The sequence below is a fragment of the Actinosynnema sp. NPDC023794 genome (genome assembly GCF_040639675.1).
GTDB classification, from domain to species: Bacteria; Actinomycetota; Actinomycetes; order Mycobacteriales; family Pseudonocardiaceae; genus Actinosynnema; species Actinosynnema luteola.
Window position 1 is genome coordinate 100,742 of sequence record NZ_JBFAFR010000022.1, and the last position, 21,021, is coordinate 121,762.

5 protein-coding genes and 2 pseudogenes are annotated in these 21,021 nt (G+C 74.0%); 5 read left to right on the forward strand and 2 right to left on the reverse strand.

Translation table 11 applies throughout. The annotated features are described in order from the left end of the window. Nucleotides 1–20 precede the first annotated feature (20 nt). Both AB0H12_RS32690 and AB0H12_RS32695 read right to left on the reverse strand, forming a co-directional pair. A complete protein-coding gene (locus AB0H12_RS32690) occupies nt 21–203 on the reverse strand; it encodes an acyl-CoA carboxylase epsilon subunit (RefSeq protein ID WP_499628249.1) in 183 nt (60 codons plus the stop codon). Between the two features lie 4 nt (nt 204–207). Next, the gene (locus tag AB0H12_RS32695; protein WP_499628255.1) at nt 208–1,752 is read right to left on the reverse strand and encodes an acyl-CoA carboxylase subunit beta; all 1,545 of its coding nucleotides are present in this window, start codon (nt 1,750–1,752) and stop codon (nt 208–210) included. A gap of 249 nt (nt 1,753–2,001) precedes the next feature. Here AB0H12_RS32695 and AB0H12_RS32700 point away from each other — a divergent pair, with 249 nt between their 5' ends. From AB0H12_RS32700 to AB0H12_RS32720, 5 genes and pseudogenes are all read left to right on the forward strand, one after another. Next, entirely contained in the window at nt 2,002–2,436 is a 435-nt protein-coding gene (locus AB0H12_RS32700) for an SRPBCC family protein (RefSeq protein ID WP_499628257.1), read from the forward strand. Nucleotides 2,437–2,474: 38 nt separating this feature from the next. Next, nucleotides 2,475–3,893 carry an NAD(P)/FAD-dependent oxidoreductase gene (locus AB0H12_RS32705; protein WP_499628250.1) on the forward strand — a complete coding sequence of 473 codons (1,419 nt, stop codon included), beginning with the start codon at nt 2,475–2,477 and terminating at the stop codon, nt 3,891–3,893. 184 nt (nt 3,894–4,077) lie between these two features. Then, nucleotides 4,078–12,285: pseudogene (locus tag AB0H12_RS32710) on the forward strand (SDR family NAD(P)-dependent oxidoreductase); the annotation flags it as partial. A 122-nt stretch (nt 12,286–12,407) separates the two neighbouring features. Then, nucleotides 12,408–17,024: pseudogene (locus tag AB0H12_RS32715) on the forward strand (type I polyketide synthase); the annotation flags it as partial. Between the two features lie 32 nt (nt 17,025–17,056). After that, nucleotides 17,057–21,021 (forward strand): type I polyketide synthase (locus tag AB0H12_RS32720; RefSeq protein WP_499628251.1); only part of this gene is annotated, 3,965 nt, incomplete at its 3' end.

The following is a 21,021-nucleotide window of genomic DNA, read 5'->3' on the forward strand; positions in this document are numbered from 1 at the left end:
GTCGGTCGGGGGTTCGGCGGTCAGCGCGACGTCCACGCGCCCGGCACGCGGTGGCCCGGCGCGCTGGTCCAGCCGGGGCTCGTGGTCGGGGGACGGGACGGTCCGGCGTCGTCGGAGGTGGCGGCGACCAGCGCCAGCACGACCGCGACCAGCTCGTCGTCGCTCGGCTGTCCCTTGAGGACACGCAGCAGGGGTGCGCTCATCCGCTCACACCGGCTGGTTGCCGTGCTTGCGCGACGGCAGCTTGGCCTGTTTGGCCCGCAGCACGGTGAGCGCGTCGATGATGGTCGACCGGGTCGCCGCGGGGTCGATCACGTCGTCCACCAGTCCGCGTTCGGCGGCGTAGTAGGGGTGCACCAGCTCGGCCTGGTACTGCTTGATCCGCTGGGCCCGCGCCGCCGCCGGGTCCGGCGCGGCGGCGATCTCGCGGCGGAACACGACGTTCGCCGCGCCTTCCGCGCCCATCACGGCGATCTCGTTCGTGGGCCAGGCGAACGACAGGTCGCAACCGATCGACCGGGAGTCCATCACGATGTACGCGCCGCCGTAGGCCTTGCGCAGGATCACCTGCACCCGCGGCACGGTGGCGTTGCAGTAGGCGTAGAGCAGCTTGGCGCCGTGCCGGATGATGCCGCCGTGCTCCTGCTCGCGGCCCGGCAGGAAGCCCGGCACGTCGACCAGCGTCACCAGCGGGATGCTGAACGCGTCGCAGGTCTGCACGAACCGCGCCGCCTTCTCCGAGGCGTTGATGTCGAGCGCGCCGGCGAGCACCGAGGGCTGGTTGGCGACGATGCCGACGACCTGGCCGCCCATCCGGGCCAGGCCGCACAGGATGTTGCGGGCCCAGCGCTCGTGCACCTCGAAGAAGTCGCCGTCGTCGACGATCTCCTCGATCACCGCGCGCATGTCGTAGCCGAGGTTGGGGCTCGCGGGCACCAGGTCGAGCAGCACGTCGTTGCGCCGGTCCGACGGGTCGTCGGTGTGCGCCGCGGGCGGCAGCTCCCGGTTGTTGGAGGGCAGCAGCGACAGCAGGTGGCGGACGTCGGCCAGGCACTCGGCCTCGTCGTCGTAGGTGAACGCGGCGGCGCCGGACGTGGTGCCGTGCACGTCCGCGCCGCCCAGGTCGTCGTGGGTGATGCGCTCGCCGGTGACGGCCTCCACCACGTCCGGCCCGGTGATGTACATCTGCGAGATCCCGCGCACCATGAAGACGAAGTCGGTCAAGGCGGGCGAGTACGTCGCACCGCCCGCGCACGGCCCGAGCATGACGCTGATCTGGGGGATCACCCCGGACGCCCGCACGTTGCGGCTGAAGATGCCGCCGTAGCCCGCCAGCGCGGTGACGCCTTCCTGGATGCGGGCGCCCGCCCCGTCGCTCAGGCACACCAGCGGCGCGCCGGCGGCCTCGGCGAGGTCCATCACCTTGTGGATCTTCTCCGCGTGCGCCTCGCCCAGCGAGCCGCCGAAGATGCGGAAGTCGTGGGCGTAGACGAACACCGTGCGCCCGTCGACCTCGCCCCAGCCGGTGACCACGCCGTCGGTGTGCGGACGGCGGTCCTCCAGGCCGAAACCGGTCGCGCGGTGCCGGCGGAACTGCTCGACCTCGCGGAACGTGCCGGGGTCGAGGAGCAGGTCGAGCCTTTCCCGGACGGTGAGCTTCCCGCGCGCGTGCTGTTGTTCCGAGGCGCGCGGCGAGGGGCCCCTCCCGGCGGTTTCCCGCACGGCCGCCAACTCCTCCGCCCGCGCCCGCATGTCGACGAGTCGCGGGCGCTCTGGCGCTGTCGTCATGGGTCGCACTCCACGGGGGTCGGCTCGGGCCGGGACGATTTCATTGAAGTGTCCGGCGTCGAATTGGGCCATGCCGGCGGTCCCCTAAGTGTCGGTGGTGCCCCCTAGTCGTTAAGGGGCCCGACGACTGTTAGGGGGTGTGTCCTCTGGTGCAGTGCCCGCGGGCGCGGTTTGACTGATGCGGAAATCGACCGCGCAAAGGTGAGGTGTGTGATGCTGTCATTCAGCGAGTCCGCGACGATCGAGGCCGAGCCGGAGTACCTCTGGCAGGTCGCCTCGGACCTGAAGGCGTGGCAGGACTGGGACCCGCACGTGGAGAAGCTGGGCTTCGAGGGCCGGTTCGAGGTCGGCGCCTCCGGCTGGACCAAGCCCCGCGGCGGCCCCCGCGGCAACTTCACCATCACCTCGATCGAGGACGGCCGCAGCTACTCGACCGAGTCGCCCATGCCGATGGGGAAGATGCTGATCAACACGATCTTCGAGCCGGTGGGCGAGGGCAAGGTCAAGGTCACCCGCGAGGTGGAGCTCAGCGGCGCGTTCGTCCCGGTGTTCAAGAAGCTGTTCCTCAAGGGCATGCGCGCCGACATGCACGAGACGTTCGCCGCGCTGGAGGCGGAAGCGCAGCGCCGCGCCGCCGCCCAGGCCTGAGCCGCGCCCAACTGCCGGGCAGACGCGGGAGGACCGTGATGACGCACGCAGTCGTGCTCGGTGGCGGCATGGCCGGCATGCTCGCCGCCGCCGCGCTCGCCGAGCACGTGGACCGGGTGACGGTCGTGGAGAGCGACCGGTTCCCCGACGGGCCGCTACCCCGCAAGGGGTTGCCGCAGGGGCACCACTTCCACATGTTCATGGGCGGCGGGGTCGACGCGCTCGACGAGCTGCTGCCCGGCACCAGCGACCTGCTCTACGCGGCGGGCGCGCACCGCAGGCGCATGGGCGACGAGTTCCTCGGCGTCTCGATGCACGGCTGGTCGCGGCCGTACGACGGGCGCGCCTACGTGCTCGCGGCCAGCCGCCACCTGCTCGACCACGTGGTGCGCGGGCGCGTGCTGAGCCACCCGGCGATCGACGTGGTCGAGGGGACCAAGGCGATCGGCCTGGTCGGTGACGCGGCGCGGGTCACCGGCGTGAGGCTGGAGAGCCGCGCGGACCAGGACGCCGACCGGGCCGAGCGCACGCTGGCCGCGGACGTCGTCGTGGACGCGACCGGCCGCGGGTCGCGCGCGCCGGTGTGGCTGGAGGCCTTGGGCCTGCCCAAGGTCGCCGAGGACCTCCAGGACGCCGGGTTCGCCTACGCCGGGCGGACCTACGAGGCGCCGGCGGCGCTGGCCGACGGCTTCCCGGCGATCCTCGTGCAGGCCGACTCGGGCACCGGCCGCCCCGGTCGCGGCGCGGGCCTGCTGCCGAACGAGGACGGCAAGTGGATCGTCTCGATGATCGGCACGAAGGGCGCGCAGCCGCCCACCGACGAGGAGGGCTACCTCGCGTTCGCGCGGAGCCTGCAGGACCCGCTGGTGGCCGAGCTCATGGCGGCGGCGCGCCCGCTCACCGAGATCCGCGCCTACCGCGGCCTGGTCAACCGGCAGCGGCACTTCGAGAAGCTGCCCGTGCCGGACGGGTTCCTGGTGGTCGGCGACGCGGCCACGATCCTCAACCCGAACTACGCCACCGGCATGTCGATGGCCGCGTTCCAGGCGCTCGCGCTGCGTGCCGAGCTGCTCAAGCGTGGTCTCGCCAACGGGTTCACCCGCCGGGTGCAGACCGCGGTGGCGAAGTCGGTGGTCGGGTCGTGGCAGGCCGCGACGTTCAACGACAGCCTGTTCCCCGGCGCCGAGTCGACCATGAAGGTGCGCGGCGGCAAGGGGCAGCAGCGGTTCATCGCCCGCTGGAACCGGGTGTCCGCGGAGAACCCGGCGGTGGCGCGGGCCACGTTCGAGGTGGCGTCGTTCCTGGCGCCGCGGCGTTCGATGATGACGTTGCCGCTGCTGTTCACGGTGCTGCGCGGGCCGCGGCACCCCGAGATGGCGCTCGCGGACGCGATCGAGCGGTTCCCGGCGTTCCGGGAGCCCCTGTCCCGGATCGGATCCGTCATCCCGCCGGGCTGACCACGCCCGACCCGCCCTCGCGGTCCGCGCCGACCCCGATCCGCCGGTGCGGACCGCGCCGCGCGAATAAGAGCCGCGCGGGCCGACTAAGGGTTGTGGTCAGGGGGTGGGGAAAACGTAGCGTCGGTTGACGTTGGGGAGAAAGCTGACCAGGGGAGTGCCTGCGGTGGGCGACGACGAAAAGCTTCTCGGCTATCTCAGAAGGGCCACCCAGGACTTGCGCGAGGCGCGTCGGCGCATAACCGAACTGGAGAATTCCGGTTCGACTTCGACCGAGCCCATTGCCGTGGTGGCGATGGCGTGCCGCTATCCGGGCGGGGTGGCCTCGCCCGAGGACCTGTGGCGGTTGGTCGACGAAGGCGCGGACGCGATCACGGAGTTCCCCGGTGACCGGGGCTGGGACGTGGACGGGATCTACGACCCCGAGCCGGGCCGACCGGGGAAGTCCTACGCCCGCACGGGCGGCTTCCTGCACGACGTCGCCGGGTTCGACCCGGCGTTCTTCGGGATCAGCCCCAACGAGGCGCTCTACATGGACCCCCAGCAGCGGCTGCTGCTGGAGGTCTCGTGGGAGGCGTTCGAGCGGGCGGGCATCGACCCGAGGTCCCTCAAGGGCAGCCCGACCGGCGTGTTCACCGGGATGATGTACCACGACTACCCGGAGGCGCACAGCAACGGCTCGGTCGCCTCCGGCCGGGTGTCGTACGCGTTCGGCTTCGAGGGGCCGTGCGTCACCGTGGACACGGCCTGCTCGTCGTCCCTGGTGGCCGTGCACCTGGCCGTGCAGTCGCTGCGGGCGGGCGAGAGCTCGCTCGCGCTGGCGGGCGGCGTCGCCGTGATGGCCACGACCGACACGTTCGTGGAGTTCAGCAAGCAGCGCGCGTTGTCGCCGGACGGCCGGTGCCGGTCGTTCGCCGCCGCGGCCGACGGCACCGGGTGGGGCGAGGGCGCGGGCGTGGTGCTGCTGGAGCGCCTGTCCGACGCGCGGCGCAACGGCCACCGGGTGCTCGCGGTGATCCGCGGCAGCGCCACCAACCAGGACGGTGCGAGCAGCGGCCTCACCGCGCCGAACGGCCCGTCGCAGCAGCGGTTGATCCGCCGCGCCCTCAAGGACGCGGGACTGGGTCCCGCCGACGTGGACGCGGTCGAGGCGCACGGCACCGGCACCCGGCTCGGCGACCCGATCGAGGCGCAGGCGCTGCTGGCCACCTACGGGCAGGACCGGCCCGACGACCGGCCGTTGTGGCTCGGCTCGCTCAAGTCGAACATCGGGCACACCCAGTCGGCCGCCGCGGTCGGCGGGATCATCAAGATGGTCATGGCGCTGCGGCACGGCGTGCTGCCGAAGACGCTGCACGTGGACGAGCCGACGCCGAACGTGGACTGGACCGCGGGTGACGTCCGGCTGCTCACCGAGTCCCGCGAGTGGCCCGCGTGCGACCGGCCGCGCCGGGCCGGCGTCTCGTCGTTCGGGGTGAGCGGCACCAACGCGCACGTGATCCTGGAGGAGGCGGAACCGGAGGCCGCGCCGCCGGTCGAGGACAGCGCGGGCGTCGGTGTGACGCCGTGGCCGCTGTCCGCGCGCACCGCGGACGCGTTGCCCGGCCAGGCGGCGCGGTTGTCGGCGGCCGTGCGCGACCTGCCGGCGGGTGCGGTGGGGCGTTCGCTGGTGACCACCCGTGCCGCGTTGGAGCACCGGGCCGTGGTGCTGGGCGCGGACCGGGCCGAGCTGGTGGCCGGGTTGGACGCGCTGGCCGCCGGTCGTCCCGCGGGTGGTGGCCCGGTTGTGGTGAGCGGTGTGGCGCATGAAGAGCCCGGTGTCGTCTTCGTCTTCCCCGGGCAGGGTTCGCAGTGGGCGGGCATGGCGGTGGAGCTGCTGGACACCGCGCCGGTGTTCGCCGACAGCCTGGCCCGGTGCGCCGAAGCGCTCGAACCGTTCGTGGACTGGCGGTTGACCGACGTGCTGCGCGGCGAGCCCGGCGCGCCGTCGCTGGAGGCCGTGGACGTCGTGCAGCCCGCGTTGTGGGCGGTGATGGTGTCGCTCGCGGCGTTGTGGCGCTCGCACGGCGTGGAGCCGGCCGCGGTGGTCGGTCACTCGCAGGGCGAGATCGCGGCGGCGTGCGTGGCCGGCGCTCTGTCCCTTGAGGACGGTGCGCGGGTCGTCGCGTTGCGCAGCGCCGTAATCGCCGGCGAGCTGGCGGGCAGGGGCGGCATGATGTCCGTGCCGCTGCCGCGCGCGCGTGCGCAGGAGTGGGTGGACCGCTGGGACGGGCGGTTGTCGCTCGCCGCGGTCAACGGACCGGGTTCGGTCGTGGTGTGCGGCGAGTCCGCCGCGTTGGACGAGATGTTCGCCGGGCTGGCCGAGGCGGGGATCGAGGGCCGGCGCATCCCGGTGGACTACGCCTCGCACTCGCACTACGTCGAGGCGGTCGAGGACCGGTTGCTGGACGTGCTCGCACCGGTCCGGCCGCGATCGTCCACAGTGGCCTTCTACTCGACCGTGACGGGCGGGAAGCTCGACGACACCGCGGTGTTGGACGCCCGCTACTGGTACACGAACCTGCGTCGGACGGTCCGTTTCGAGCAGGCGACCCGCGCGCTGCTGGACGACGGCTACGGCCTGTTCGTGGAGTGCAGCCCGCACCCGGTGCTCCAGGTCGGTCTGCAGGAGACCGTGGAGGACTCCGGCGAGGCGGCGGCGACGGTCGGTTCGCTGCGCCGTGACCACGGGGGCTTGGACCGGTTCGCGCTGTCGTTGGCCACGGCGTACGTGCACGGCGCGCCCGTCGACTGGACCGGCTTCTTCCCCGGCGCGGGGACGGTGGACCTGCCGACGTACGCGTTCCACCGCGACCGGTTCTGGCTGGAGCCGGTCGCGACGGCCGCCGACCTGCCCGCCGTCGGCCAGGACCGGGTGGACCACCCGCTGCTCGGCGCGGCGGTCGAGCTGCCGGACGGCGGCGGGCACGTGTTCACCGGCCGGTTGTCGGTGCGGACGCACCCGTGGCTGGCCGATCACGACGCGTTGGGCGCGGTGCTGCTGCCGGGCACGGCGCTCTTGGAGATGGCGATCCGGGCGGGCGACCACGTCGGGTGCGACCTGCTGGCCGAGCTGACGTTGCAGGAGCCGTTGGTGCTGCCGCCCGACGGGGACGTGCGGGTGCAGCTGGTCGTCGGGGTGGCCGACGAGTACGGGGCGCGGTCGGTCGCCGTGCACTCGCGGCGGGAGGGCGACGACGCCTGGGTGTGCAACGCGGTCGGCGCGCTCGCGGAGTCCGCGGCCCGCGCGCCTTCGATGGACTTGAGCGCGTGGCCGCCGGCCGGTGCGACCGAGGTGGACGTGACCGGGGCTTACGAGGCCTTGCTGGCTCGTGGGTACGCCTACGGGCCGGTGTTCCAGGGGTTGCGCGCCGTGTGGGTGCGGGGCGAGGAGGTGTTCGCCGAGGCGGTGCTGCCGGAGCAGGCGCGGGGTGACGCGGACCGGTTCGGTCTGCACCCGGCGGTGTTGGACGCGGCCCTGCACGCGGCGCTGGTGACGGCGGACGAGGGTGGTCCGACGGCGCTGCCGTTCGCGTGGACCGGGGTGACGTTGCACGCGACCGGGGCCACGGCGCTGCGGGTGCGGTTGGCGGGGTCCGGGGTGGAGGTGGCGGACGCGACCGGGCGGCCCGTGCTGTCGGTGGACGAGCTGGTGATCCGGGAGGTGTCGGCCGAGCAGGTGAACGCGCGGTCGGGCCGGCGGGACACGCCCTACCGGGTGGAGTGGACGCCGCTCGCCGCGGTCGCCGGTGGCGTGGACGGTGCGTGGCTGGAGGTCGGCGGCTGGTGGGAGGACGGTGTCGCCGCCTCCGCGGGTGGTCTCGCGGGTGATGAGGTGCCCGAGGTCGTCCTGTGGCGGGTGCCCGAGCCGGTCGGCGAGGCGCTGACCGGTGGCGCGGTGGCTGGGGTGCCTGCTGCCGTGCACGCGGTCGTGCAGCGCACGGTTCGGGTGTTGCGGGAGTGGGTGGGCGAGCCTCGGCTGGCGTCCTCCCGCCTCGTCGTCGTCACCGGTGACGCGAACGGGTTGGGCGTGGCCCCTGTGTGGGGCGCGGTGCGGGCGGCGCAGGCGGAGAACCCCGGGGCGTTCGTGCTCGTGGAGACCGATGGGCGCCCGGAGTCGGAAGCGGTGCTCGCGGCGGCGGTGGCCAGTGGCGAGTCCGAGGTCGCGGTGCGGGACGGTGTCCTGGCCACGCCGCGGCTGGTGGCGGTCGAGGCCGGCGGGGACGCGCCGGAGTTCGCCCCCGAGGGCACGGTGCTGATCACGGGTGGCACGACGGGGCTCGGCGCGCAGGTCGCCCGACGGCTGGTGGCCGGCCACGGCGTGCGCCACCTGCTGCTGGCCGGCCGCCGCGGGCCCGACACTCCCGGTGTCGACGCGTTGGTGGCCGAGTTGACGGAGGCGGGCGCGGAAGTCTCCGTTGCCCGGTGCGACTTCGCCGACCGTGACGCCGTCGCGGCGCTGGTGGGGTCGGTGCCCGAGGCGCACCCGCTGATCGCGGTCGTCCACGCGGCCGGTGTGCTCGACGACGGCGTGCTCGCGGCCCAGACGCCGGACCGGGTGGACCGCGTGCTGCGGCCCAAGGTCGACGCCGCGTGGCACCTGCACGAGCTGACTTCGGGTCTCGACCTGGCGGCGTTCGTCCTGTTCTCCTCGCTCGCCGCGACGCTCGGCGGACCCGGCCAGGCCAACTACGCCGCGGCCAACGCGTTCCTGGACGCCCTGGCGGCGCACCGGCACGCCGCCGGGCTGGCCGCCTCGTCGTTCGCCTGGGGTCTGTGGACCGGGACGGGCATGGGCGAGTCGCTCGCCGACGCGGACGTGCGGCGGATGGCGGCGCTCGGGCTGCCGCCGCTGGACGTGGACGCGGGACTGGCCTTGTTCGACACGGCGCTGCGGACCGACGAGGCGCACGTCGCGCTGACGCGGGTGGACCGGGCCGCACTGCGGGCGCGGGCCGTCCGGAACGAGGCGCCGCCGATGCTGCGCGACCTGGCCCGGGTGCCCGTCCGGCAGAGCGTCGGCGAAACCTCCGCGGCCGAACGGCTGGCCGCGCTCGGCGACGAGGAACGTGCCCGCGTGCTGCTCGGCGAGGTGCGTGCCGCCGCGGCCGAGGTGCTCGGTCACGACGGCGCGGGGTCGGTCGACCCGGACCGGGTGTTCCGCGACCTCGGGTTCGACTCCCTCTCGTCGCTGAACCTGCGCAACCGGCTCAACGCGGTGACCGGGCTCCGGCTGCCCGCCACGCTGGTGTTCGACCACCCGACGTGCCGGGCCGTGGCCGCCTACCTGGACGAGCTGCTCGGGGCGCGGGTGGCGGCCCGCGCGGAGGTCGTGGAGCGGCGGGTGGACGACGACCCGATCGCGATCGTCGCGATGGCCTGCCGGCTGCCCGGTGGCGTGAGGTCGCCGGAGGACCTGTGGCGGGTGGTGGCGGACGGGGTCGACGTGATCTCCGACCTGCCCGCCAACCGCGGGTGGGACCTCGACGGCGGGTTCGACGCCGAACCGGGCGTGCCCGGCAAGCACTACGCCCGCGCCGGCGGGTACCTGCACGAGGCGGGGCTGTTCGACGCCGGGTTCTTCGGCATCAGCCCGGCGGAGGCGCTGACCATGGACCCGCAGGAGCGGCTGCTGCTGGAGGTCTCGTGGGAGGCGTTCGAACGCGCGGGCATCGACCCGTTGTCGTTGCGGGGCAGCGACACCGCCGTGTTCGCGGGCGTCATGTACCACGACTACCCGCTCAACAGCGCGTCGGGCGCGATCGCGTCCGGCCGGATCGCCTACACCTACGGCTTCGAGGGCCCCGCCGTCACCATCGACACGGCGTGCTCGTCGTCGCTGGTGGCGCTGCACCTGGCCGTGCAGGCGCTGCGGGCCGGCGAGTGCTCGTTGGCGCTGGCGGGCGGTGCGACCGTGATGGCGACGACGGAGACGTTGGTCGACTTCAGCATGCAGGGCGGCCTGTCCGCCGACGGCCGGTGCCGCTCCTACGGCGCGGGCGCGGACGGCACCGGGTTCTCCGAGGGCGTCGGGCTGCTGCTGGTGGAGCGGTTGTCGGACGCGCGGCGCAACGGCCACCCGGTGCTGGCGGTGGTGCGCGGGTCGGCGGTCAACCAGGACGGCGCGTCCAACGGGTTGACCGCGCCGAGCGGCCCGTCGCAGGAGCGGGTGATCCGACGGGCGCTGGCGGGCGCCGGTCTGTCCACTTCGGACGTCGACGTGGTCGAGGGCCACGGCACGGGCACCTCGCTGGGTGACCCGATCGAGGCGCAGGCGTTGCTCGCCACCTACGGCCAGGGCCGCACCGGCGACCCGCTGTGGCTGGGGTCGGTCAAGTCGAACCTCGGTCACACCCAGGCCGCGGCCGGTGTCTCCGGGGTGATCAAGGCCGTGGAGGCGATGCGGCGCGGTGTGGTGCCGCCGACCCTGCACGCGGACGAGCCGTCGACGCAGGTGGACTGGTCGTCGGGCGCGGTGCGGCCGGTCACCGAGGCGGTCGCGTGGCCCGCGGTGGCGCGCCCGCGCCGTGCCGCCGTGTCGTCGTTCGGGATCAGCGGCACCAACGCGCACGTGATCCTCGAAGCGGTGCCGGCGACGGACGTCGAACGACCCGAGGTCGAGCCGCGGGTGGTGCCGTGGTTGCTGTCGGGCCGGACCGCCGAGGCGCTGACCGCGCAGGCCGGGGCGTTGCTGGCGGCGAACCCGCGCGGCGGTGCGGCGGACGTCGGGTTGTCGCTCGCGACCACCCGCACCGCGCTGGAGCACCGGGCGGTGATCGTCGCGGCGGACCGCGCCGAGGCGGAGGCCGCGGTGTCGGTGCTGGCCGGCGGGCCCGGGGTGCCGCCGCTGGTGGAGCGGGCACGTCGGGACGCGCGCACCGCGTTCGTGTTCACGGGCCAGGGCTCGCAGCGGCCGGGCATGGGACGCGAGCTGTACGGGGTGTACCCGGTGTTCGCCGCCGCGCTGGACGAGGTGCTGGCCGGGTTCGACCCGGTGTTGCGGGACGTGATGTGGGGCGAGGACGCGGAGCGGTTGGACCGCACGGAGTTCACGCAGCCCGCTCTCTTCGCGTTCGAGGTCGCGCTCTACCGCTTGCTGGAGTCCTGGGGTGTGCGGCCGGATGTCCTGGCCGGGCACTCGATCGGCGAGATCGCGGCGGCTCACGTGGCCGGTGTGCTGTCGTTGCCGGACGCGTGCCGGTTGGTCTCGGCGCGGGCGAGCCTGATGCAGGCGCTGCCCGAGGGCGGGGCCATGGTGGCGATCCAGGCCGCCGAGGCCGACGTGCTGCCGTTGCTGTCCGAGGGCGTGGGCATCGCCGCGGTCAACGGGCCGGACTCGGTGGTGATCTCGGGTGTCGAGGCCGACGTGGTGCTGGTCGCGTCGAAGTTCGAGCGGGTGAAGCGGCTCTCGGTGTCGCACGCGTTCCACTCGGTGCTGATGGACCCGATGCTGGACGACTTCCGCGCGGTCGCGACGGGGCTGACCTACGGCGAGCCGACCATCCCGATCGCGACCGGCGGTGACGTGACGGACCCGGAGTACTGGGTGCGGCACGTCCGCGACGCCGTGCGGTTCCACGACTCGGTGCGGCGCTTCGTCGGCGAAGGCGTGACCACCGCGCTCGAACTGGGGCCGGACGCCGTCCTGTCCAGCACGGGCCCGGACGTGTTCGTGCCGACGCTGCGGCGTGGCCACGGCGAGGAGCACCGGCTCGTCACCGCGCTCGCCACGGCCCACGCGCGCGGCACGGCGGTCGACTGGCGGGCGTTCTTCGCGCACACCGGCGCCGCGGTCGTGGACCTGCCCACCTACGCCTTCCAACGTGACGAGTACTGGCTCGTCGGGGCCGACACCTCGGCCGTGGCGCGGCTCGCGGCGGAGCACCCGTTGCTCGCGGGCGCGGGCGAGGACACCGAAGGCCTCGCCGCGAGGCTGGCGCCGCTGTCCGAAGTGGACCGGCACCGGGTGCTGCTCGACCTCGTCCGCGCCCACGTGGCCGCCGTGCTCGGGCACGCCACCGTGGCGCCGGTGGAGCCGGGCCGGCCGTTGCAGGAGTTGGGTTTCGACTCCATGGCGGCGGTGGCGCTGCGCCGTCAGCTCGGCGCGGCGACGGGGCTGGAGCTGCCGGTGACGCTGGCGTTCGACCACCCGACGTGCGAGGCCCTCGCCCGCTACCTCGCGATCGAGGTCCAGCCGAAGGACGGCGGCGCGGCGGGCGCGGTGCTCGGCGAGGTCGAGCGGTTGGAGGCGGCGCTGGCCGCGGCCGGGCCGCTCGACGGTGACGCGGAGCTCGTCACCACCCGGCTGGAAGCGGTGTTGCGCCGGTGGCGGGACCTCCAGGGTGGCGTCGGGACCGACGACGCCGACTACGGGGCGGCCACCGACGAGGAGTTGTTCGCGGCCCTGGACCGTGAGTTCGGTGCGTAGCCCGCACGACGTGAGCGCGGCCGGTGTGAGATTGGGTGAATGAGGCGATGGGCGACGACGACAAGCTCCGCGACTACCTCCAGCGCGCGACGACCGAGCTGCGGCAGGCGAAGCGGCAGCTGCGCGAGGCGGACGAGCGACGGCACGAGCCGATCGCGATCGTCGCCGCGAGCTGCCGCTTCCCGGGCGGGGTGAGCACGCCGGAGCAGCTGTGGGAGCTGGTGGAGGGCGGGGTCGACGCGATCTCGCCGTTCCCGACCGACCGCGGTTGGGACGCCGACGCGCTGTACCACCCGGAGCCCGCGACACCGGGCCGCACCTACGTGACGCGGGGCGGGTTCCTGCACGACGCGGCGGAGTTCGACGCCGACTTCTTCCGCATCAGCCCCCGGGACGCGCGGGACACCGACCCGCAGCAGCGGCTGCTGCTGGAGACCGCGTGGGAGGCGATCGAGCGGGCCGGCATCGACGCCACCGCGTTGCGCGGCACGCCGACCGGCGTGTTCACCGGCGTCGTCTACCACGACTACGCCATCGGCGCCGGTCCCGGCGGACTGGCCAGCGTCGCCTCGGGCCGGTTGGCCTACTTCCTTGACCTGGTCGGCCCGGCGGTCACGGTCGACACGGCGTGCTCGTCGTCGCTGGTCGCCCTGCACTGGGCGGTCCAGGCGCTGCGCTCCGGCGAGTGCTCGACGGCGCTGGTGGGCGGTGCGACCGTGATGCCCGGCCCGGAGTCGTTCGTCGGCTTCAGCCAGGACAACGGGCTGGCGCCGGACGGCCGGTGCAAGTCGTTCGCCGACGCCGCCGACGGCACGGCGTGGGGCGAGGGCGTCGGCGTGCTGCTGCTGGAGCGGCTGTCGCAGGCCCGTCGCGAGGGGCACCCGGTGCTCGCCGTCGTGCGCGGCACCGCGATCAACTCCGATGGCGCGAGCAACGGGCTCACCGCGCCCAACGGCCCGGCGCAGCAACGCCTCATCCGCGCCGCGCTCGCCGACGCGCAGGTGCCGGCCGACCAGGTGGACCTCGTCGAGGCGCACGGCACCGGCACCACGTTGGGCGACCCGATCGAGGCCGTGGCGCTGCTGGAGACCTACGGCCGGGGCCGGCCCGCGGACCGGCCGCTGTGGCTGGGGTCGATCAAGTCGAACGTCGGGCACACCCAGGCCGCCGCCGGCGTCGGCGGCGTGATCAAGGTCGTGGAGGCGATCCGGCGCGGCGTGCTGCCGCGCACGCTGCACGTGGACGCGCCGTCGTCCAACGTGGACTGGTCGCGCGGCGCGGTGCGGCTGCTCACCGACCAGGCGCCGTGGCCGGACAACGGCTACCCGCGCCGCGCGGGCGTGTCCGCGTTCGGGCTCAGCGGCACGAACGCCCACGTGATCATCGAGGAGCCGCCCGCCGAGGAACAGGTCCCGGACCGGGCCGACCGGGCGCCGGGCGCGGTGCCGCTGCTGCTGTCGGCCCGCACGGCGGCGGCGCTGCCCGCGCAGGCCGCGGCGCTGCGCGACCACGTGCTGCGCGACCCCGCGGTGGACGTGGCCGACCTGGCGTTCTCCCTGGCGACCACGCGGGCCGCGCTGGACCACCGCGCGGCGGTGGTGGCCGAGGACGTGCCGGGGCTCCTGCGCGGCCTGACCGCGTTGGCCGACGGCGCAGCGACGCCCGCCGGGGTGTCCACGGCCCACGCCAAGCCCGGTGGCCGCACGGCGTTCCTGTTCACCGGTCAGGGCGCGCAGCGGCTGGGCATGGGACGCGGGCTGCACGCCGCGTTCCCGGTGTTCGCCGCCGCCCTGGACGAGGCGCTGGCCGAGTTCGACCCGGTGCTGCGGGACGTGGTGTGGGGCGAGGACGCGGGGCGGCTCGACCGCACCGAGTTCGCCCAGCCGGCGCTGTTCGCGTTCCAGGTGGCGTTGTTCCGGCTGGTCGAGTCGTGGGGCGTGCGGCCGGACCTGCTCGCGGGCCACTCGGTCGGAGAGTTGGCCGCCGCCCACGTGAGCGGTGTGCTGTCGCTGCGTGACGCGGCGGTGCTCGTCGCCGCCCGCGGCCGGCTCATGCAGGCGTTGCCGAGCACCGGCGCGATGCTCGCGGTGGAGGCGAGCGAGGACGAGGTCGTCCCGCTGCTGGACGGCCGCGTGGACGTGGCCGCGGTCAACGGGCCGACGTCGGTGGTCGTCTCCGGCGAGGAGGAGGCGGTCGACGCCGTCGACGCCCACTTCACCGCCCTCGGCCGCCGGACCAGGCGGCTGCGGGTGTCGCACGCGTTCCACTCGCCGCTGATGGAACCGGTGCTCGCCGATTTCGCCGAGGTCGCGCGCGGCCTCGACTACCGCGCGCCGTCGATCCCGATCGTCTCCACCCTCACCGGGGAACCGGTCGGCCCGAAGGACATGACGGCCGACTACTGGGTGCGGCACGTCCGCGACACCGTCCGCTTCCGCGACGGCGTCCGCCGGCTGCACGCCGAGGGCGTCACCGCGTTCCTGGAGCTGGGGCCCGCTCCCGTGCTGTCCGCGATGGGGCCCGACTGCGTCGAGGACGACGACGCGGTGTTCCTGCCGACCGTGCGGGCCGACGGGGCGGAGCGGCACGACGTGTTCGCCGCGCTCGCCCGCGCCCACGGGCTCGGCGTCACCGTCGACTGGGCCGGGGTGTTCGCGGGGTGGGACGTGCGCCGCGTCGACCTGCCCACCTACGCCTTCCAACGCCGCCGCTACTGGCGGGACGTGCCCGTGCCCGCGGTGGACCCGGCCGACGCGCTGCGCTACCGCGTCGACTGGCACCCGGTGACGCCGCCGGCCGCGCGGCTCGACGGCACGTGGCTGGTCGCGCACCCCGCGTGTGACGACCCGCGCCTCGACGCGGTGCTCGCCGGGCTCGCCGACGCCGGCGCGCTGGTGCTGCCGGTCGAGGTGAGCGGCGCCGAACGGGCCGAGCTGGCGGCGACGGTGGCCGCCGTGCCGCGACCCGACGGCGTGCTGTCGCTGCTGGCGTTCGACCGCACCGAGGAGCGTGACGTGCTGTCCCGCGGCCTGGTGGACAACGTCGTGCTCGCCCAAGCGCTCGGCGACGCCGGGATCACCGCGCCCCTGTGGTGCGCGACCGCAGGCGCGGTCGCCGTCGAGACCGGAGAACCGGTCGACGCGCGGCAGAGCGCGACCTGGGGCCTGGGCATCGGCCTCGCCCTGGAGCAGCCGACCACCTGGGGCGGTCTGGTCGACCTCCCGCCGCACGTGGACGCGCGGGTCGTCGGGCAGTTGAGCGCCGTGCTGGCCGAGGACCGCGGCGAGCACGAGGTGGCGATCCGACCGGGTGGCGTCTTCGCGCGCCGCCTGGTCCGCGGGTCCGGCGGCACGCCCGGCGAACCGTGGCGGGCCCGCGGCACCGTGCTGGTCACCGGCGGCACCGGCGGCCTGGGCGCCCACGTGGCGCGGTGGCTGGCCGACAACGGCGCCGAGCACGTCGTGCTCACCAGCCGCAGCGGCCGGGCCGCCGACGGCGCGGCCGACCTGGAAGCCGACCTCGCCGCGCGTGGCGTCGAGGTGACGATCGCCGCGTGCGACGTGACCGACCGCGAGGCCGTGCGAGGGCTGCTCGCCGGACTGCCGGACCTGACCGCCGTGGTCCACGCCGCCGGCGCGTCCCAACCGCTGGCCCCGCTCACCGAGCTGGACGCGGCGGCGTTCGCCCGGGTCGGCGCGGCCAAGGTCGGCGGCGCCGCGCACCTCGACGCCCTGCTGGCCGACCGGCCGCTGGACGCGTTCGTGCTGTTCTCCTCCGGGTCGGCGGTGTGGGGCAGCGCGGCGCAGGCCGCCTACTGCAGCGCCAACGCCTACCTGGACGGCCTGGCCGCCGACCGCCGGGCGCGCGGCCTCACCGCCACCGCCATCGGCTGGGGCTCCTGGGACGGCGGCATGGTCGACGACGGGATCGCCGCGACCATGCGGCGGATCGGCGCGCCGGCGATGGCGCCCGGCCTCGCCCTCCGGGCGTTGCGGCGGGTGCTGGAAACCGGCGACGCGGCGCCCGTCGTGGCCGAGTTCGACTGGGCCCGCTTCACCTCCGTCTACACCTCCGCCCGACCGCGACCCCTGCTGGCCGCGCTGCCCGAGGCCGCGGCCGTCCTCGCCGACCCGTCGCCCGAGCAGGGGGAACCGGCGCTGGCCGCCCGCCTGGCCGGGCTGCCCGTCGCCGAACGGGCGGGCGCGGTGCTCGGCGCGGTGCGCGAGCAGGTGGCCGCCATCCTCGGTCACGACGACCCGACCGAGGTGGACCAGGCGCGCACGTTCACCGACCTGGGGTTCGACTCGGTCGCCGCGGTGGACCTCCGGGCGCGGCTGAACGCCGTCACCGGTCGCAGCCTGCCCAGCACCCTGGTCTTCGACCACGTCACGCCCGCCGCGCTCGCCGACCACCTGCACTCGGTCCTCGGTGACGGCGAAGCGGAGCCGCCGTCCGCGCTCACCGAGCTGGACCGGCTGGAACGGGCCGCCGCCGGCCTGTCCGCCGACGAGATCGCCCGCCTGGGCCTGGTGGCGCGCCTGCAGGCGTTGGCAGGACGGCTCGGCGACGTCGGCGGGTCTGCGGGCGACGTCGAGGACCGCCTCCGCGCCGCGTCGGCGGACGACCTCTTCACCTTCATCGACACCGAGCTCGGAATCTCCTGACCCCGGGCAGGGGCACGAAATCAAAGGACGCCGTGAACACGATGGCTAACGACGACAAGCTCCTGGAGTACCTCAAGCGCGTCACCGCCGACCTGCACCAGACCAAGCGGAGGTTGCGGGAAGTCGAGAGCGCCGAGCCGGAGCCCATCGCGATCGTGGCCATGGCCTGCCGCTACCCCGGTGGCGTGTCGTCGCCCGAGGACCTGTGGCGGCTGGTCGACGACGGTGTCGACGCGCTCACCCCGTTCCCGGCCGACCGCGGCTGGGACCTGGACGAGCTGGTGGGCGGCACGACGGACGGCACCGGCGCGAGCTACGTCCACGTCGGCGGTTTCGTGCCCGACGCGGGCCACTTCGACCCCGGCTTCTTCGGCATGAGCCCGCGCGAGGCCCTGGTCACCGACCCCCAGCAGCGGCTCATGCTGCACGCGTCGTGGGAGGCGTTCGAACGGGCCGGCATCAACCCGGACGAGGTGCGCGGCGCGCCGGTGGGCGTGTTCGTCGGGTCCGGGTTGCAGGACTACTCGGCGCTGCTCGACGGCTCACCGGAACTCGCCGAGGCCTACCTGGGCACGGCCAGCGTCGGCGCGGTGATCTCCGGCCGGGTCGCCTACGCCCTCGGCCTGGAAGGGCCCGCCGTCACGGTGGACACCGCGTGCTCGTCGTCGCTGGTCGCGATGCACATGGCGAGCCAGGCGCTGCGGTCCGGCGAGTGCTCGATGGCGCTGGCGGGCGGCGTGATGGTGATGTCGATGCCCGGCGCGTTCGTCGCGTTCAGCAAGCAGGGCGGTCTGTCGCGCGACGGCCGGTGCAAGTCGTTCGCCGGCGCGGCGGACGGCACCGGCTGGGGCGAGGGCGTCGGCGTGCTGCTGCTGGAGAAGCTGTCCGACGCGCGGCGCAACGGTCACCCGGTGTTGGCCGTGCTGCGGGGCACGGCGGTGAACCAGGACGGCGCGTCCAACGGTCTGACCGCCCCGAACGGTCCGTCGCAGCGCCAGGTCATCCGGCAGGCCCTGGCCAACGCCCGGCTGTCCGCCGCGGACGTCGACGTCGTCGAGGGTCACGGCACCGGCACGACGTTGGGTGACCCGATCGAGGCCCAGGCGTTGTTGGAGACGTACGGGCGTGATCGTGATGTGCCGTTGTGGTTGGGGTCGATCAAGTCGAACATCGGTCACACGCAGGCCGCCGCCGGTGTCGCCGGTGTGATCAAGATGGTCGAGGCGATCCGGCACGGCGTGATGCCGCGGACGCTGCACGTGGACGAGCCGTCGCCGCACGTGGACTGGGCGGCGGGGAACGTGAAGCTGCTGACCGAGGCCCGGGAGTGGTCGGTCGAGGGTCGGCCGCGTCGGGCGGGTGTGTCGTCGTTCGGGATCAGCGGCACGAACGCGCACGTGATCATCGAGCAGGCGCCGGAGGAGGAGGCCGGGCTCGCGACGGCTGAGCTGCCGGTCGTGCCGCTGCTGGTGTCCGGGAACGACGCCGCGTCGCTCGCCGCGCAGGCCGAGCGGCTCCGTGCGTGGTGGTCGGACAACCCGGCGGCCCGACCGACGGATGTCGCCTTCTCACTGGCCACGGGCCGCGCGCCGTTGACCCACCGGGCGGTGGTGGTCGGTCGGGATCGTGACGAGTTGGTGCGTGGTCTGGCTGACGTGCTGCCGGTGGTGGCGCGTTCCGGTGGTGAGACGGCGTTCTTGTTCACGGGGCAGGGTTCGCAGCGGTTGGGGATGGGTCGGGAGTTGTCGGCCGTGTTCCCGGTGTTCGGGCGGGTGTTCGACGAGGTGTTGGCCGGGTTCGACTCGGTGTTGCGGGATGTGGTGTGGGGTGAGGATGCGGAGCGGTTGGAGCGGACGGAGTTCGCTCAGCCTGCGTTGTTCGCGTTCGAGGTTGCGTTGTTCCGGTTGTTGGAGTCGTGGGGTGTGCGGCCGGATCGGGTTGCGGGTCATTCGATCGGTGAGATCGCTGCGGCTCATGTGGCTGGTGTGTTGTCGCTGTCGGATGCGTGTCGGTTGGTGTCGGCGCGTGCGGGTTTGATGCAGGCGTTGCCCGAGGGTGGGGCGATGGTGGCGGTCAAGGCTGCCGAAGCCGATGTGCTGCCGTTGCTGACCGGCGGCGTGGGGATCGCGGCGGTGAATGGGCCGGATTCGGTGGTGGTTTCCGGGGTCGAGGTCGAGGTGTTGGCGGTCGCGGCTCGGTTTGAGCGGTCGAAGCGGCTGTCGGTGTCGCACGCGTTCCACTCCGTCCTCATGGATCCGATGTTGGACGATTTCCGTGCGGTGGTGCGGGAGTTGAGTTTCCAGGCACCGGAGATCCCGATCGCGACGGCCGGTGATGTGACGGACCCGGAGTACTGGGTGCGGCACGTGCGGGACGCGGTGCGGTTTCACGATGCGGTGACGCAGTTGCAGGGTGCAGGTGTCACGAGGTTCGTCGAGGTTGGGCCCGATGGTGTCCTGAGCGCGCTGGTCGAAGGCGCGGTCGCGTTGCAGCGCAGAGGACGCGACGAAGCGGTCACGCTCGTGGCGGGCCTGGGCCGGTTCCACGGCACGGGTGGCGCGGTCGACTGGCGGGCGTTCTTCGACGGCCGCGGCACGCGGGTCGACCTGCCGACCTACGCGTTCCAGAGCGAGCGGTACTGGCTCGACGTGAAGCCGGGCTTCGGTGACCTCTCCTCGGCGGGCCTCGACGCGGCCGACCATCCGTTGCTGGGTGCGGTCGTCGTGCTCGCGGACTCCGATGGCGTGGTGCTGACCGGACGGCTGTCCGCTTCGGCGCAGCCGTGGCTGGCCGATCACGTCGTCGGCGGCTCGATCGTGTTCCCCGGCACGGGTTTCGTGGAGCTGGCGATCCGCGCGGGTGACCAGGTCGGGTGCGGTGCGGTCGAGGAGCTGACGCTCACCGCGCCGCTGGTGCTGCCCGAGCGCGGCGGCGCGCAGGTGCGGGTCGTGGTCGGCGCGGTGGGGGAGTCCGCGAGCCGTTCGGTCGACGTCTACGCGCGCCCGCAGGACGCGCCCGCCGACGTGCGGTGGACCCACCACGCCACCGGCCTCCTGCGTGCCGGTGCGAGTGGTGACGGCGAGTCGTTGAGCGAGTGGCCCCCGGTCGGCGCCGAACCCGTGGACGTGGCCGGGGCGTACCCGCACTTCACGGAGGCGGGCCTGGAGTACGGGCCGGTGTTCCAGGGGCTGAGGTCGGCGTGGCGGCTGGGTGGCGACGTGTTCGCCGAGGTCGCGCTGCCCGATGGGGTGGACGGCGGGTCGTTCGGGCTGCACCCGGCGTTGCTGGACGCGTGCCTGCACGTCGGGTCGTTCACCGGGTTGTTCGGTGAGCGTGCGGTGCTGCCGTTCTCGTGGTCCGGGGTGTGGTTGTTCGCGGCAGGGGCGTCGCGGGTGCGGGTGCGGTTGTCGCCGGTGGGCGAGGGTGCGGTGGCGCTGGACGTCGCGGACGCCGGTGGCGCTCCGGTCGCGTCGGTGGCGTCGTTGGTGCTGCGGCCGGTCGACGTGAAGCAGGTCGGGGCCGCTGCGGCCGGGACGTTCGAGTCGTTGTTCCGGGTGGAGTGGTCTCCGGTGTCGGCGTCTCCGGTGTCGGCGGATGTCGTGGTGTTGGAGGCTGGTGCGGCGGGTGCTGACCCGGTTGGGGTGCGGGCTGAGGTGTCGCGGGTTCTGGGTGAGGTGCAGGGTTGGTTGGCGCGTGGTGATGGTTCGTCGCTCGTTGTGGTGACGCGGGGTGCGGTGGCGTTCGGTGAGGTCACGGATCTCGCGGGTGCTGCGGTGTGGGGTTTGGTGCGGTCGGCGCAGTCCGAGAACCCGGGTCGGATCGTCCTGGTGGACACCGATGGCGAACTCGACCCGGCTGCCGTTCTCGGGACCGGTGAGCCGCAGGTGGTCGTGCGTGACGGTGTGATGCACGGTGCCCGGTTGGTGCGGGTGGCGGGGGCCGGGTCTGAGGTGCGGTTCTCGGGTCGGGTGTTGGTGACGGGTGCGACGGGTTCGTT